The organism is Methanomassiliicoccales archaeon (assembly GCA_014361295.1).
Lineage (GTDB): Archaea > Thermoplasmatota > Thermoplasmata > Methanomassiliicoccales > JACIVX01 > JACIVX01.
Genome location: JACIVX010000001.1, coordinates 1108273 through 1123629, shown reverse-complemented (window position 1 = coordinate 1123629; position 15357 = coordinate 1108273). Strand labels below are relative to the sequence as shown.

General features: G+C 45.2%; 11 protein-coding genes and 3 tRNA genes. 5 read left to right on the top strand and 9 right to left on the bottom strand.

All coding sequences use genetic code 11. The features are described from left to right. The first annotated feature begins 33 nt into the window (after positions 1-33). Positions 34-129 (top strand) — tRNA-Thr (locus tag H5T41_05625). A 76-nt stretch (positions 130-205) separates the two neighbouring features. Next, a complete protein-coding gene (locus tag H5T41_05620) occupies positions 206-1105 on the top strand; it encodes an NAD-binding protein (GenBank protein ID MBC7108249.1) in 900 nt (299 codons plus the stop codon). A gap of 111 nt (positions 1106-1216) precedes the next feature. Here the strand turns inward: H5T41_05620 and H5T41_05615 are convergent, their stop codons facing one another. From H5T41_05615 to hypE, 7 genes are all read right to left on the bottom strand, one after another. Further along, positions 1217-2614 carry an Ig-like domain-containing protein gene (locus H5T41_05615; GenBank protein MBC7108248.1) on the bottom strand — a complete coding sequence of 466 codons (1398 nt, stop codon included), beginning with the start codon at positions 2612-2614 and terminating at the stop codon, positions 1217-1219. A 280-nt stretch (positions 2615-2894) separates the two neighbouring features. Further along, entirely contained in the window at positions 2895-4106 is a 1212-nt protein-coding gene (locus tag H5T41_05610; protein MBC7108247.1) for a DUF1015 domain-containing protein, read from the bottom strand. A gap of 341 nt (positions 4107-4447) precedes the next feature. Then, positions 4448-5521 carry a hypothetical protein gene (locus H5T41_05605; GenBank protein ID MBC7108246.1) on the bottom strand — a complete coding sequence of 358 codons (1074 nt, stop codon included), beginning with the start codon at positions 5519-5521 and terminating at the stop codon, positions 4448-4450. A gap of 212 nt (positions 5522-5733) precedes the next feature. Further along, complete coding sequence (locus H5T41_05600; GenBank protein MBC7108245.1) at positions 5734-6447, bottom strand: aquaporin family protein; 714 nt, start codon at positions 6445-6447, stop codon at positions 5734-5736. A gap of 544 nt (positions 6448-6991) precedes the next feature. Next, a tRNA-Val gene (locus H5T41_05595) sits at positions 6992-7094 on the bottom strand. Positions 7095-7502: 408 nt separating this feature from the next. Next, positions 7503-9614 carry an immune inhibitor A gene (locus H5T41_05590; GenBank protein MBC7108244.1) on the bottom strand — a complete coding sequence of 704 codons (2112 nt, stop codon included), beginning with the start codon at positions 9612-9614 and terminating at the stop codon, positions 7503-7505. A gap of 543 nt (positions 9615-10157) precedes the next feature. Beyond that, entirely contained in the window at positions 10158-11204 is a 1047-nt protein-coding gene (gene hypE / locus H5T41_05585; GenBank protein ID MBC7108243.1) for a hydrogenase expression/formation protein HypE, read from the bottom strand. 213 nt (positions 11205-11417) lie between these two features. On the opposite strand from hypE, the gene H5T41_05580 reads away from it, so the two are divergent. From H5T41_05580 to H5T41_05570, 3 genes are all read left to right on the top strand, one after another. Next, positions 11418-12587, top strand: coding sequence for an iron-containing alcohol dehydrogenase (locus tag H5T41_05580; GenBank protein ID MBC7108242.1), 1170 nt, complete (start codon positions 11418-11420; stop codon positions 12585-12587). A 140-nt stretch (positions 12588-12727) separates the two neighbouring features. After that, positions 12728-12802 (top strand) — tRNA-Arg (locus H5T41_05575). Positions 12803-13086: 284 nt separating this feature from the next. Beyond that, positions 13087-14364, top strand: a complete 1278-nt coding sequence (locus H5T41_05570; GenBank protein ID MBC7108241.1) for a methanogenesis marker 16 metalloprotein — start codon at positions 13087-13089, stop codon at positions 14362-14364. Here H5T41_05570 and comE read toward each other — a convergent pair. After that, positions 14333-14890, bottom strand: coding sequence for a sulfopyruvate decarboxylase subunit beta (comE, locus tag H5T41_05565; GenBank protein ID MBC7108240.1), 558 nt, complete (start codon positions 14888-14890; stop codon positions 14333-14335). The two genes, H5T41_05570 and comE, sit on opposite strands and share 32 nt — an antisense overlap. Further along, positions 14887-15354, bottom strand: coding sequence for a sulfopyruvate decarboxylase subunit alpha (gene comD / locus H5T41_05560; protein MBC7108239.1), 468 nt, complete (start codon positions 15352-15354; stop codon positions 14887-14889). The genes comE and comD overlap by 4 nt, the downstream gene beginning before the upstream one ends. Positions 15355-15357 lie beyond the last annotated feature (3 nt).

Here is a 15357-nt window from a genome sequence, read left to right as displayed (position 1 = left end):
TTTATGAACGCTCATCTGATTGAAGGAGTCGTGGCCACTGTGGCTTAGCGGTAGTGCCTTGTTGCACCGCCAAATAGCGACGCCTTGGTAAGGCGTAGGTCGAGGGTTCGAATCCCTCCAGTGGCTCCATTTTCTTCTATCGTTGCAAGAATCGATAAATACAAATTCTGACGTCTTTGAGTCGTTATCTGTTGGGGGTTCGTATTTGAAAAGCCATAGATTGCTCTATTCGCTCTATGGATTGCTTGCGGTCCTGACCATTGGCACGGTGGGCTTCACACTTTGGGAGCCAACCGTCGATAATCCGCTAGAGGCGCTATATTTCACGCTCGTCACAATGACAACTGTTGGATATGGGGACATCGTGCCCACGACCGCCGCAAGTCGAATCATCGCATCGATCGTCATGGTTGGCGGAATCGGAGCGGGAATTGTCGCACTCCAATCTGTCTTTGATACAATGGTGAGTAAAAGTCTGAGAGAAGAACTCGGATTACCTGAAAGGAGGACAAGGATGAAGGGCCATTATATTATTTGTGGGTATGGAAATGTGGGGCGTCAGATCGCCGAACAGCTAGGCGCAAAAGGTGAGGAGTATATCGTCATCGAGAGAAATAAAGAAAAAGTCGCGGCGATGGTGGAAGAGGGAATACCTGTCATCGAGGGCGACGCCATATACGAGGAGGTTTTGCTAAGGGCGAATGTCGAAGAAGCAAAAGCTCTCCTAACAACGATGACAGACACATCGAATGTGATGGTCGTCCTTACGGCGAAAATGTTGAATCCGAATCTGCATGTTGTTTCTGAGGTTGAGGATTATCGAAACGCGGCGAAGCTGAAAAAGGCAGGTGCCGACGAAGTAGTTCATTGCCATGAAATGGGTGCGCGGGTTATGGTTTGCAAGGCGAGGCGCATCGTCCTCGATCCCGTATGTGGTTTGGAGATCGATCCAGCTAAGAGCGTTTTGTCTTATGAGCACGAAGGCGAAACCTATCGCTTCTGCAGCGAGGAGTGTCTGGAAGCATTTAAGAAGAATCCTGCGCGATTCGTCGAAATGAAGAAAACACTCGATGCAACTTGCAAGGTCAAATTCGGCCTGGGCTAGGATCAAATCTTCGATGATCGTCGATTTCAATCCCATTCATTTGGGATGGTCTTTGTCCATATTGAATCGACTAAAAAGAACAAAAAAATGGAAAGTGGGATAAATCCCCTTTCAAAAATAACCGCCTTCAGGTTGATTGTTGATGTAGTCTGCCAGATCCTTTGCCTTCTTGTACTTTCCCTCGCAATACCAATTCATTATCTGATGAAGCGCATCTTCGATCGCTGGATCGTTATCACCAGGAAGATCTACACATCCCTCTAGATAATAATTCTCGCCATAATAATTGTTGTACCACGCATTTGTCATGAGCAGCGCGAGAATCTGTGCTTGTGCCTTCTGTGTCATATTCTTTGCATCGGGTATCGAGAGAATCTTGTAAGCCTTTGATGGCGTGATGTTGCGGATCCAGTCCATGCATTCAGCTGTGCAGTGGCCATTCTGCCAGTCGAATGTTGTGTTGATTTCTGCAAGGCAGTTGACGATCTTTGCCTTTGGAACCTGAATGCCCTTCCCTTTCATCCAGCCCCAGTTCTTACCGATGTTTGTTTTCCAAAAGCCTATAGTAAAACCATCTGGATAATAACAGCATTTGACGATCGATGAGTCGCAGAGTGCGTTCGGCACAACAAGGTTTTGTACGTTGACATCGGGATAATTCTGATTTGGCGGATTCTCGTCGTCCCACATCAACATGCCAGCTCCGCCATTGACGCAAACAGTAACAACCACTCTCGTTGCGCATTCGGGATCCAGATAAACGCTCGCTTTCCCAGTAGAATTCGTGGAGACTTCGGTATCGCTCAGCGCGCCAGATGTTGTTGAAAAGCGAACCAAAACATTCTCTAGTGCATTGCCGAACTGGTCGAGAACGGTCGCCGTTATCGCAACCTCGTCTCCACAATCAATATTCTGAATCTCGGGCTCAAGCTGCAATGAAGCTGGGTATAAGCAGGGGTCCGGAATCGATTTGATGATTTCCCACGCACGATCTCTTATCTCATGTCCATAAATCTCGTTCCAAGCGTCAAATGTCGCGCCAGTCGCGGCATCTGTCATAAATGGGTGATCTTCATCGGCGGTGAGAATATACCATATCGCAGACTGGATTGCAGCGGCTTCAAGAGTCGGGTCTGAAGCCATTTCAGGCTTGAATATGTTGATAACATAGTTGACCATGCAAGATTCATTTTTCGTTATGTATCGTGTCAATTCGCCGTTAGCCCAAAGCATATTGCCTTCACCGACCACCATGTTGAAATCAATGCAATAACCATTATACCTCACACCAATTTCATTTTCCAGGAGATAATATCCAGCCCATGCCCATGGCCAGTGATTTGCATGATACGATACATTGACAGCAATGTCTACGCCGTACACTCCTTTCCCAACCAGCTTTACTTTTTCCCCTTCCTGAGGTACGGCACCAGATATCGCGGGCAAACCGAAGCTCACGACAAGAAGAAAAGCTACAATGATCGCGATTAATATTCTTGTTGAACTCATTTCCTCCCCTCTTTACCAATCAAAAGAAGAAGTAAAACGCGAAATCCTACAATAGATCAGCGCCTTGCTCTCTTTTAATCTTTAATTATACCACAATCGATCTATTATTTGAATCTTCTCTTAATCCAGACATTATCAAGAATGATAATTCAAAATTGATATTCAATATCCATTATTTCCTTTTTGTATAGTTGTTTTCATTTCGGGAAACATGTTGTTCTTTGAAATATTGAAATTCTAAAAGAATTTCTGACAAACCAAACGCGAGCTTCCTATTCACTTACTTTTTCATCGAATAGATGACAAATCCGGACCATATTTTTGGCCAGAAATAGGTCGTCTTTTTTGGCATCCTGAGGCCGCGCTCTGCAATTTTCCATATTTGATCAAGTGATGGTGGTCTCAAGATGACCGCGAGATCGCATCGATTATTTGTCACTTTTCTGAAAACTTCATCGGCATTATGCTCGTATTCAACTTTGATCTTGTCTTTGTATCTTGCTTTTTCCATAATGACGGGAAAGCCAAGTTCCTGAAATACAAACGCATCAACACTCCATAGCGCATTGTCCGACTGTTTCATTTTGGGAGTAATGATCGCACATTCGCGATCGCTTGTAATAATGCCGATACTGGACGTATCGGATGCGAAGACCCGCTCTTTGAGTTCATGAAAATCTCTCGTTCGAATGATGTCGAAGTTTGTTTTGAGAATTTCGATGATTTCGAAATTGTTCAATCCCGTTCCATAAATGATCCTATGCGTCGGCAAAACGATCATCCCAGGATCATTCGAACCAACCAGCGTCGCGAGGACGAATTGACTCTTTTCATCGCTCCGCTCTCTTGAATATCTCAATGCGGTCTCATATCTGTGATGGCCATCGGCGATCAGGATTCTTTTCCATTTCAGACTTTCAGAGATCATTTGCACCGTTTGTTGATCGCTTATCCTCATGAATGAGTGCTGAACACCATCTTCATCATAACATTCCCAGAGAGTCTCCGCAACCGATGTCATCTTTTCTGCAATGTCATCATCAAGACGATCGAAAACGCCAAAGATCGATTCGAGATGAAACTCGGTTGCCATCAATAGGTTGAGCCGATCATCCTTGACTTTCGGAACCGTTTCCTCGTGTGGCAAAATATTGCCTTTTTCATATTCTTCAACCATCAACAACCCAACGATCCCCGTTCTTGATAATTCTCGTCCGTTGAACTTGAACGACTGTTTGTACAAATAAAACGATTCTCGATCGTCTGGAATAAGCTTTTTGTCTTTCAGCCAGCTCTCTAATTCTTTTCTTGCGGCATCGTAATTATCAGCCTTTTCCCCCAGCGTGATCCTCGCGATGTTAAAGGGCTTGCTCTGTAACTCTCGCTTTTTATTGTCATCTATCACGTCATAGGGAGGTGATATCCTGTCGCAGATGCTTTCTCTTTCGCTGAGATTCGGAAGATAACCTTTGAAAGGTCGGAAGACCACCATACGCGCACCGAGGATTTGGGGTTATGCTTACGCTATTCAATATTCTTTCCCCGCTCGTATGCAATGAAGTTATTTATCTATCGCGCATCTGTTCGTAGTTCGCAGACGGGAAACGTCCCCTAGTTAAACGGCTCCTCCTCCGTTTCGAAAAATGACAATGCGGTCATGCAATCGTTTGATTACAAATTATTCGGAGACGGGCCCTACGCGATCCAGCAAGAATTGAGTGTTTCAAATTGATTTCTTTAACCTGATTCGTTACAAGGAACAAGGTCCAGACAATTACGGCTGCTTTGAGGGACATGTAATGAGCGACGTTTTGGCATCTCGTTCAACAGCATCTACTGCCACATTCTGTAAGTGGGCTGAGGTCTTGAGGGTGCGAACGATGAATCTTCAACACTCTGAATTTTGATATCCATGCCGTGCAACACTCCATGGACCGACTCTCTCACAACTCTTTTCAATTTCTCCGGGGATGAAACGACCCTTGCATTAACGGTGATCATCGTCTTTCCCTCGCCATGTCGTGTACCCTTAATGCCGTCGATACTCACTTGTTGATCAACCAAGCTGATCTTTAGCGCATTCGATTCAGACTCTATCATTAATTTGACATGAGCAATCTCTCCAGCTTTGTAATTTCCAGCAATTGATTTGAGAATATTAATCGCAAGTCCATACAAATCGGTACGGCGGTCAAGCTCGAATCGATACAATCCATTGTACCAGCCAAGTTCTGCCTCAGCCGCAGCGTAGATATCGTAATCTATTTCAATCGGGCGTCTTTGGCTGACCTCATGTGAAGTTATAACGCTCATGATCGAATCGAGACCTTTGTTATCCACTGCCGAGTATTGAATGATTTTTGCATCGGGATTGATTCTCCTGATGATCTGTATGAGTTCTGGCATATCTTTCGTCGAGACCAGATCTGTTTTTGACAGAACGATGATCTCCCCCTCCTCGATCTGGCATCTTTTGAGATAATCGCCCGGAGTCTCGAACTCCATCGCATGCGAGAGGAGACGGGGACTGTCGACGACGATAAGAAGCGGAGCGACATCGAACTCGTTGGGGTATAGTGTCTTTAGGGGAGCAATCACCGTGGATAATAGGTCTGTGCAGCTACCGACAGGCTCGGCGAGAATTATATCAGGTCTTGAATTCACAGCGAGGATTCTCGCACTCCTGAGAAAGTCAGGAAATCGGCAGCAGAAGCAACCTCGGAGCACTTCCTCGACGTCGATGCCCATCGATTTCGTGTATTGAGTATCGACTAGCGTTTCCCCCTGGTCGTTCGTCACGAGCGCAGCCGATTTGCCCATTTCCTTGAATTTCGCAGCCACCTTTGTCGCCAAGGTTGTTTTCCCAGCTCCGAGAAAACCGCCGATGATCACTATTCTAGTCTTCATCAGCTTTCACCCCCGAGAAGGCTCTTGTTGGAGATACGTTGTCATTTTTCCCTCCTTGTCCGACCCGATGTCTATCAAACCAGGAGTTTCGTCGTGATTGATTCTCACAGAAAACAGAATCTCACTCTCAATCATCAACATACTATCACCTTTTTATCTGGCACGGACATGCAGGTGCAATCAATCCTGGATCCTTGATTGTCAAGATATCATTACTCCTTTGCTATTTGGATCGATTTTGTACTTTCCAACTGTATGGATTTGTCACCCAGTTTTCTTGGATAAAGATAACTGAACGTTATTGTGGCCATTGATGCCCCAACAAACTCCGCGAATATAAAAAAGATCGCACTAGCGGGAGCGATGCCACATATGGCATAAGTAAAGACCCTTGCCAAGGTGACTGCTGGATTGGCGTACATGGTGCTTGATGTTGTTATCAGCATCCCTCCAACAACAGTCCCCACAGATAGACCTGTGAACTTCGAGCCTCCCCTGATACAGCCTAAGATAACTGCAACTAAGAGGAATGTTCCGATAAATTCTGCGAAGAACATGCCTGGTGTCTTAGTATTTTCGGACACGACGAGAAGCGTAGACGTAGTATCATAAAACATCAGGTGAGTTGCCATAACGCCAATGAATCCACCAGCGATCTGGGCTCCGATATAACAGGCAGCTTTCTTCTTTGTGATTTCTTTTGACAGAAGAAAGGACATTGTGACTGCCGGATTAAAATGACCTCCAGAGATTGGTCCGAGCATCTCGATCAATGCGAAGAGTACGAACGCGACTGCGATCGCGTTCATGAACACCGAGAGAGCTACGTCAGCTTTGAGAACATCTACGGGCAGTATTGTCGACGCAATTGCCGCGATAATGAGAAAAAAGCTGCCGATGAATTCTGCGACAACGCCTCGCCTCAGTGTCGACGTATATAATTCCCTCCAGCGGCTCGTTCCCTACGTCTCGATTTTTCAATACTCCTCCATTGAATGAAAATATAAATAATCATTGTAAAACTCAAATATTTTACCTGATCAATTACACTTCAATGTCGCAAAGGACAATAACAATTTCACCCATTTGATCTCGAAGAATTGAGGTATCATTCATCAATCTGCTCGCCTATCCCTCGGTTTCAATCAAATCTTGAGTACTAGGGAATCGCAAGTAAGTGATCTATAGTAGATATTCTCTAAGAAACGGTTGGGTGATTGATGAGGATAAGAAATAGCCGCTTATCTATTAATTGATCAATCACCTCGAAAATTTTTGAGTGTAAAGGATAAAAGATGGAACGCGAATGGACCAGGGAGAGCAAAGCTGTACTGCTCCAACGTTCGAACCGAATCCGAACTCGCTCATTTCGATCGACTGCATAATCAAATTCGTTTGCATGCACAGTTAAAGGTGTAAAGGGCGATTTGATCAGAATCGAAAAAACAATCGCCTCTCAGGGGAAATAAATGGGCTCACCCGGATTCGAACCGGGGACCTACGCCGTGTAAGGGCGTTGTTTGCCAGTCGACCTCTGTTTTAGGTCGACTCATGACCACTAGACCATGAGCCCGTGCATATAATGGAAAGAATATTATTAAAGATTAGCAGTTGTGAATTAAATTATTACTGGCGAAAGAATTTTTCATCGGATTGTTTTCGCAACACTCATCATTCCGAGCAGAGTGATTTCGAAATGTCATTTCTTTTCAATCGAGTAATCGAACAAGAGACGCTTCCTTATTCCAAGGACCTGAGGATCAATACCGGATTGTTTGGAATAGCACGCCGAAGGAGCTATTCATAATCACATTTATAATCAGTAATCAAGGTCATTGCTCGAAGATCTTATTTATCCACTACAACGACAAAATATCTTTCTTCGTGAGGTTTTTAAATCATGATTCCGCTCCTCTGGCAATAGATTCGTGACAAAAAATAATAAAAAAAAAATTAAAAAAAGAGTTTTTATGTTTACGGTTTAGGCAAGGAATGGTATGTTAGGCACAGTACCTATCCAGTAATCGACTGGACCCTGTGTTGTACTAACGATGATGTATAGATAGTCATAGAGCGAAAGCAGACTTGAAACACTCCTCAGAACCGTTTCATCCGCGTGATTAACATTGATGTCGAGAAGCAAGGGCAGTAGCATGTTTCCGTCCGAGGTTAACTGTCCTGGTGCGTAAATCGTGATCATGAAGTCGCTGTTTGGATATACCGGTTCCAGTGTCGAGATCGAATCTCCGCCATCATCGACCAGGACATCGTTGATGTATACTTCATCGATGAACCATCCCTCATATGTAAATGCCCAGTCCGTCATGTACCTGAAGCGGTACATGATTTCGTGGCCGACATACTCAGAAAGGTCAAAGGACATTGTTATCCATCCCTCCGACCAACCCGTCAGGCCTGGCAGGTTTTCGACAATCGCGGGATGAGCATCCGGATCTGCTTCATCGGTCGTGTACTCATTGGCGAGCGAGACCCATGTGTTCCCACCATCTATTGATACCTGCACGAATCCGAAATCCCAGTCATCCTCGATATCGTAATAAGTTGTAATCGTCAATGTAGCTTCTTCAACATCAGATAGATCGGCTTTTCCAACAAGCGAAACATCCCTGAGATCCGATTCCCCAGAATACCATACGTATCCATGTGGATATCCAGTCGATACTTGTTCCCACCCAATCATCGCTATATCGTCACCATCGAATCTGAGACTCATCGATGTCGCATCTTTGTTGAAATTGTCGACAAAGAAGTAATCAGTTCCGTAAGATCCCAATGTGCTTATACCAGTGTCATAATCGTCATATGTCCATGTCGTGCCATACCACCATGATTCATCAATATAACCATAAGTTGGGCGATAATAATGCGTCATAAGTGGTATAGGTCCCAGATCGATCGATTCATAGTTGTAAAGTCCGTTACCTATGCTGTCGGATCTGATCAGGTTTGCCAGTGAGAAGGCATGATAAACCTTGTCAAAATTCCAATCTGTATAGTTCCTGTCGTGCAACGCCTGGGTTACAGATGTTGCGCCGTTCAGTTCACTCTTTACTAGGTCTGAAATCAACGCCGAGCCACCGAAGTGATCGCTCAAATAGATCATGAATAGGGCAGCTCCTCCGTAATCGGCAAGGATATTAATGTCCCCTTGGTCTCCCCACTCCGTCAGCGAATTGTCTGGGGTGTAGAGGTATCTCAAGAAGTAATCATATGGTATTCCATAACCGCATAGCATTTCTGCATACATCGAACATCCTTCGTTCAACCATGTGTCCTCATCTGGGTCTAAATAATCGTGCAGCAGGTGCTGATATTCATGGGCAACTGTGCCTTCATAGAGCCATGGTCTTGGTGAGTCGGGCCCCGTTCTGTTGTCCCAGTCCCAGCAATCGATGTTAATTATATTCCGGTCATAATAGAGATCGAGTGTCGGGCTGAAGAAACCAGCGATATAATATGGATATGATGGGTCGTAATAATTATCATCCCTGATGTTGAAAATCATGATCATAACTTTGCCAGTATCGTTTGTTTCCATGTATGGATAGCCCCACTCCTTCATGAGGGCGTTGGATCCGTCCAGAGGTGGAGGCTCGGAGAAATATGCCGTCTCGTTAGGATAGATGTTGTTATCGAATTGGTCAATAATCCAGGCTACGTGGTCGTCTGTGATCGTAATCCTTGATGTATATGCATTTCTTGGATCGCCAGCAGGGAAGCTCAGATCCAGTGCTACCCAAACTTCGCAATAGTTTCCTTCGCCTCTCTTCTCGAATTGCTGGAAACCTCCGCTGTAGCCGCCTGCCCAATACCATTCAACATCACCAATATTGTAAAAATCGTTGAGATCATGTTTCATTGGCGAAGCACCAAGCGCGTAGGCAGATGATGCAACGGCACTATAGTCTGGGAATTCACCTCTAATCGATGGTCCGATGTCCATTCTCTCTACGTCGGCAATAACTGGCTCTTCGGAAGGGGCAGCGATTGTTGTCGGAAAAACGACAGCAAAAACCCCCAGCACCATAACCAGTGCAATGGCCACGCTGAGAATCTTAATTATCTTTTTCAACTCATAACCCCTCCTAAGTTTTCAGCTTGCCAGTGGTCCAGATATACTCTTACCAGTGGCAGCTCTTACTGTAAATGTATCGAATGCATCTATATATATAAATTTGGTATCTGGAGTTTTTAACCCATTCAATTTTGTCAGAAGCTTGCTGCGTAAATAGAACTCCAAGATGAACATTGCGATCTGTTGCAACCGATAGAATTTCTTCAGGTATTTAACCGAGGAGTATGAATATAATCTTTTCTTCTAACCTTTGAAAAACTCATACAGCAATTAGGCGACTGCAGCTTTTTGGGATCTACTGGTGCTGTTTGTCTGAATTTGACTTGATCATATTTCTGTTCCATACTAGATTTTTTTGGTAATCAATAGCCTCGCAATTCTACCTTTTATCATAATGCATCTGTCCAATGTGGCGATGTGTTTTCATTTGATTGGCGGAATAACCAGTAAACTCGATTATGATAAATTCAAGTCAAATATCAGGGTTTTGTGATGGCTTCCAATTATTTTCTGACAGATGAGAAATTTCGAATGTCAATGTCAACATATTCTCGGTACCGGATCTCCTACAGGCCTTTCAAGAATCCTTTTTCCCCCGATTTCAGTTCTTAAGACAACGCGTTTATGTTTCGATGTCGCTCGTCCGATGATTTCAGCCCTTTTTCCGAAGGGTGATCTTTTCATCACCTTGAGCACTTCCTCGGCCACTTCCGGCACAACTGCAACGACCAATTTCCCCTCGTTGCCGATTGTGAGCGGATCGAGACCAAGCATCTCGCATGCGTTTCTGACAGGTTCCGCAATCGGAATGGCCTTCTCATCGATCTCGATCCCCACCTCTGATTTCTCCGCCCATTCGTTGAGGGCGTTTGCGAGACCGCCTCTCGTCGGATCCTTCATCGCAACTGCACCGCCAACCTTGAGAATCTCTTCAACAAGTTCATTGAGAGGCGCCACGTCACTTTTGACCTCCGTTTCGAAACCATAACCCTCTCTAAAGGAAAGGATGGCAATACCGTGGTCGCCCACGGTCCCCGAGACGATAACGACGTCTCCATCAGCAACATTATCATCGGTTAACCAGTTCCTTCGCACTCTTCGGAACGAAGAAGCGACTTCGAAGTTGTGATCGAGGTACTCGCTTCTCCGCCCAACAGCCGATGTCGTGATAATCATACCATCTGCGGCTCCCCTCTCGACGACCTTCGTGTCCCCTGTCGCGATCGGAACGCCGGTCAGGGCGGAGTACTTGCCCATACTCTTCATGACTCTTTCTAGCACATCGAATTCCAGCCCTTCCTCCAGGACGAGAGCGCAAGACATTGCCAATGCTTTCGCACCCATGACCGATATGTCGTTAATTGTTCCGCAGAACGCCAGTGCTCCTATATCACCCCCAGGGAAAAAGAGTGGTTTAACGGTATGAGCATCGGTCGTGAAAACGATGCCATCGATTACAGCCGAATCATCAAAAGATTTCAGGGGCACCTCAATCGGAAAATCTGGTAAAAATGGTGCGATGTGTTTCCCGATGAGCTCCTGCATCAGTTCGCCGCCGGCACCATGCCCCATCGTAACCTTGTTCATCGCTCCTAAATTCAAGGGCGTCGTTTAAATCTTTTTAAATAGAAATGAGAACAATCTTTGATGAATCCTTTGTAAGTTTTGATCGATAATTGTCTTTAATTTGGTGACGGAATTGATCGTTTATAGACAATTTCAGTTAAATCAGTTCATTTTTGAAGCAAAGGTTTATCATCGATTCTTGCTTTTCGAAAACCCGCACCACGGAAGATATATATGAATCCATTCAGATTTTACGTACCGACGAGAATCATCTTTGAAACAGGCTGTGCTCACTCGATCGGCGAGATCCTTGTCAAGCAAGGCATTCATTCATCTCTTATTATCACTGATCGTGGCGTCCGAAAGGCAAGTTGCGTTGCTAAAGTGATTGACTCACTAGATGACAGCCACATTTCCTATGATGTTTATGATGGCGTGGAGCAGAATCCGAAAGAGGAAAACGTCATCGAAGCTCTTGAGACGTTGAGGTCATCATCGCATGATTCCATCATCGCTGTTGGTGGCGGTAGTGTGATTGACACCGCAAAAGCAACACTCGCACTGATGAAAGAATGTTGCGATATACATGAACTCTATCGGAGGGAAGTGACTGGAGCCGCGCCGATCACGTTGATCGCAATTCCAACAACAGCGGGTACGGGCAGCGAGGTGACGAGGTCAGCAGTCATTACAGATGCGAAGGCGAAGGTGAAGGAAACAATTCGCGGCGAGTGTCTTTACCCTAAGATCGCTCTAGTCGATCCTGAATTGACAATTTCATTGCCAAAATCGATTACCGCATCAACCGGCATGGATGCACTGACCCATGCCCTCGAAGCTTACACATCAAAAAATGCTCATGCGATGTCCGATGCTCTCGCTGTTGAAGCGACGAGATTGATCTTCGAAAATTTGAGAACGGCTGTTGAGGACGGTCATAATATTGAGGCAAGAAGTTGCATGAGTGCCGCTAGCACACTTGCCGGGATGGCATTTTCAATTTCTGGTCTAGGGATGGTTCATGCGATGGCGGAGCCCCTTGGCGGAAGGTTCAATGTGCCGCATGGAATTGCCAACTCGGTACTTCTCCCATACTGCCTCGAATTCAACTGCGGAGCGGTTATGGACAAACTCGCCCGCATGGCGAGGATTTTGAACATACACGCTGTTGAGAACTGTAACTCTTCTATCGAAGATGCTGCGAATAGCGTTGTCAACGCAGTCAGGGAATTGTCAGCTGATGTCGGTATCCCTCATCATCTCAATCATTTAGAAATCAGCCAGGACGAATTTGAGATACTCGTCAATGACGCATTGAAGAACAGCTGCCTTCCTGCAAATCCGAGGAAAGTTGGAAAGAGCGATCTCAGCAGAATTTATAGCACGGTCTTGCGAGTTGGATGATGAAATTCTGATCATCTTGCATTTTTGATATTTCGATGCAATCTCCTATTTTTTAAGTCGAATGAGCATTCAGCTATGCCGTTTGAATTCCGCTGCATAACAAACAAATACTTATCAGGTGGTGATGTGATACCTTCGACGGGCCCGTAGGGTAGTCTGGATTATCCTTTTGGCCTTCGGAGCCAAAGACTGGGGTTCGAATCCCCACGGGCCCGCCTTATTACAGGAAAATAATTTTCTTTTTTCTCGTTCGTAAAGATACTAGTCATTCATTTCCGCTTCATGCTGCAGTTAAACACCGAGTTGCGATACCTTTGTAGCTCTAACGAGGCGGAATATGACATCTATTTCGGTATCGAGAACCCAAAAGGAAGCGTGCCCTGACTGTGATCAAAATTAACCTTATTACGAAATCAAAAAAATCAAAACGTGAAAGACGAATTTGCGTTAATTCAAAATAGCCAAATGTTTTTCATTATTATCACTAATCCTATCCTTCGTGGTTCGAACATTTGAAGAGATTGTTTCGAGATTGGATAAGGGAGAAGCCATCGTCCTCACAGCTCAAGAGATCTCTGAGCTTGTCGAAGAAGGTGATGAATCTACATTAAGAGAGGTAGACGTGGTTACGACCGCGACAAGGGGGATCATGAGTGGAACATATGCTCTCTTGTCTTTTCAGGTGAGAGCGCCACGAATCTTCACGAAGGCGGAGAGAGTACTCATCAATGGGGTGCCAGCTTTCGTTGGTCCGTGCCCCAATGAACGACTTGGCATTCTCGATCTGATCATTTTTGGAACGGCAAAGAGTGAGACGGATCCCACATATGGAGCCGGTCATCTCTTTCAAGATTTGGTAAGGGGTAAGTCTGTTGAGGTGGAAGTGAGAACCGAAGATGGCTACGAATTTTCTGATAACGTATCTTTGCAAGATATGGCTGTTGCGAGACTCTTGGCTTCTCGCAATATCTTTCGTAATTATCATGCTTTTGTGAATCGTAGTCAGACGTCCGTCCGCTCAATATTTCACGCGAGAGAGTTTAAACCTGGATTAAAGGAGGCAACTTTTTCTGGAGCTGGTCATATCAGTCCTTTGGAAAACGATCCGTCGTTGAAATACATCGGCATCGGCACACGGGTACTTGTTAACGGATCTGAAGGTTTCGTGATCGGCACGGGAACAAGAAGTACTCCTGACCATCCAAATCTGATGATGATATCCGATATGAAGGGCATGAATCCTGAGTATATGGGAGGCTTTAAGACATCAGCAGGTCCAGAGTGTATCGTTTCTTGGGCTGTACCCATCGCTGTGATCGACGACTCCATTGCAATGGCAATAAGAAAGAGGGATGCGGATATTCCTCTGCCAATTGTCGACATTTTTGAAAGAAAGAGAATATCCTTGGCCAACTATGGAGAGGCGTGGCAGAACGTCGATCTCGCTGTTAAATTGGATACAGAGAAATGCATCGATTGTGTAGAGTGTCATGCCGCTATCGGATGTCCGATGGATGCAATCAATTTTGACATAGGCAAGCCTCGAATCGACCGAAAAAAATGCTTCAACTGCGGTTTTTGCACGACACTCTGCCCTCAGAATGTATTTCGTGCCAAACTTGGTAAAATCAAACTTCCGGACAACGGCATCGAGATCCCCATCGTCTGTCGGCAGACAGACCGTCTCCGCTCATTGCGGCTTGCGGAAGAACTCAAAAAGAGAATACTTTCCAATTCATTCAAAATCACCCAGAAGGTTGAGTCACTGCGGATATGAATCTATCCACAATCTCTTGAGGAGATAAGGGGATTTCTGGAACATCTGCGTTCTCTGGTTCTACCTTAACTACCAAAACACCATGGCGTGTTGTTTTCAATTGGTAACGCAATTCCAATTCCGTATTTACTTCGATCGCTGGCCTGATCCCAGCTGCTTCCGCAATCTCAACTAATCTTGTCAAATGCGATGTTGGTGTTGGCTGATAACCTGTCGAGCCATAGACGCCGTTGTCCATAATGACCAGCATATAATTTTTTGGATTATGAGAGGCGATCGTTGCCAGCGATCCTAGGTTCATCAGGATCGAACCATCACCATCGATCGTGATGATCTCCTTTTTCTTTTGGGCCAATGCCAGACCGAGCCCGATCGAAGAAGCCATGCCCATCGAGCCGAGCATATAGAAGTTTCGTGCTGAATCTCTAATATGAAAAAGCTCTCGTGATGGAAATCCGAGATTGCATACTATGTAAGCATCAGGTCTTTCCTCGACAATCGTTCTAATCGCTTCAATTCGTTTCATAACCCCCTCCAAAACGAAATGCTGAGTAGGACAGCTCTTGGCACTCTCTCATTGAAACATTTCTCCGCTTCCACTGCAACGACACTCTCGACTTCTGCCAATGTCGGAGATACATATGGTATGCCTAGAGTTCTGAGAAGATGTTTAGTCAATTTTCCCATCGGCATCTGCGCCACTATCCGTTCCCCTTCAACCCCTCTGTGGCTGATAATCATGAGTACGGGAATCCTATATAAGAGGTCAAGTGACGCCAGAGCGTTAATGGAGTTTCCGAGTCCAGAATTTTGCATGATTATCGCCGGCCTCATCCCGCCCATATAGGCACCGGCGCATAATCCTATCCCCTCCTCCTCCCTTGTGACGGGAACATGAGTGATCTCTTTATCAGAGTTAATGAGGTCTAACAACTCCCTGAGATAGAGGCATGGAACACTGGCTACGAAGTTGACACCACCTTTCTTCATACC

Bases quoted from the DNA above. Each gene is read 5' to 3' on its own strand.
- H5T41_05580 (MBC7108242.1), top strand. From the start codon at position 11,418: ATGAATCCATTCAGATTTTACGTACCGACGAGAATCATCTTTGAAACA.
- comD (MBC7108239.1), bottom strand. From the start codon at position 15,354: ATGAAGAAAGGTGGTGTCAACTTCGTAGCCAGTGTTCCATGCCTCTAT.
- hypE (MBC7108243.1), bottom strand. From the start codon at position 11,204: ATGAACAAGGTTACGATGGGGCATGGTGCCGGCGGCGAACTGATGCAG.
- H5T41_05615 (MBC7108248.1), bottom strand. From the start codon at position 2,614: ATGAGTTCAACAAGAATATTAATCGCGATCATTGTAGCTTTTCTTCTT.
- H5T41_05605 (MBC7108246.1), bottom strand. From the start codon at position 5,521: ATGAAGACTAGAATAGTGATCATCGGCGGTTTTCTCGGAGCTGGGAAA.
- H5T41_05610 (MBC7108247.1), bottom strand. From the start codon at position 4,106: ATGGTGGTCTTCCGACCTTTCAAAGGTTATCTTCCGAATCTCAGCGAA.
- comE (MBC7108240.1), bottom strand. From the start codon at position 14,890: ATGAAACGAATTGAAGCGATTAGAACGATTGTCGAGGAAAGACCTGAT.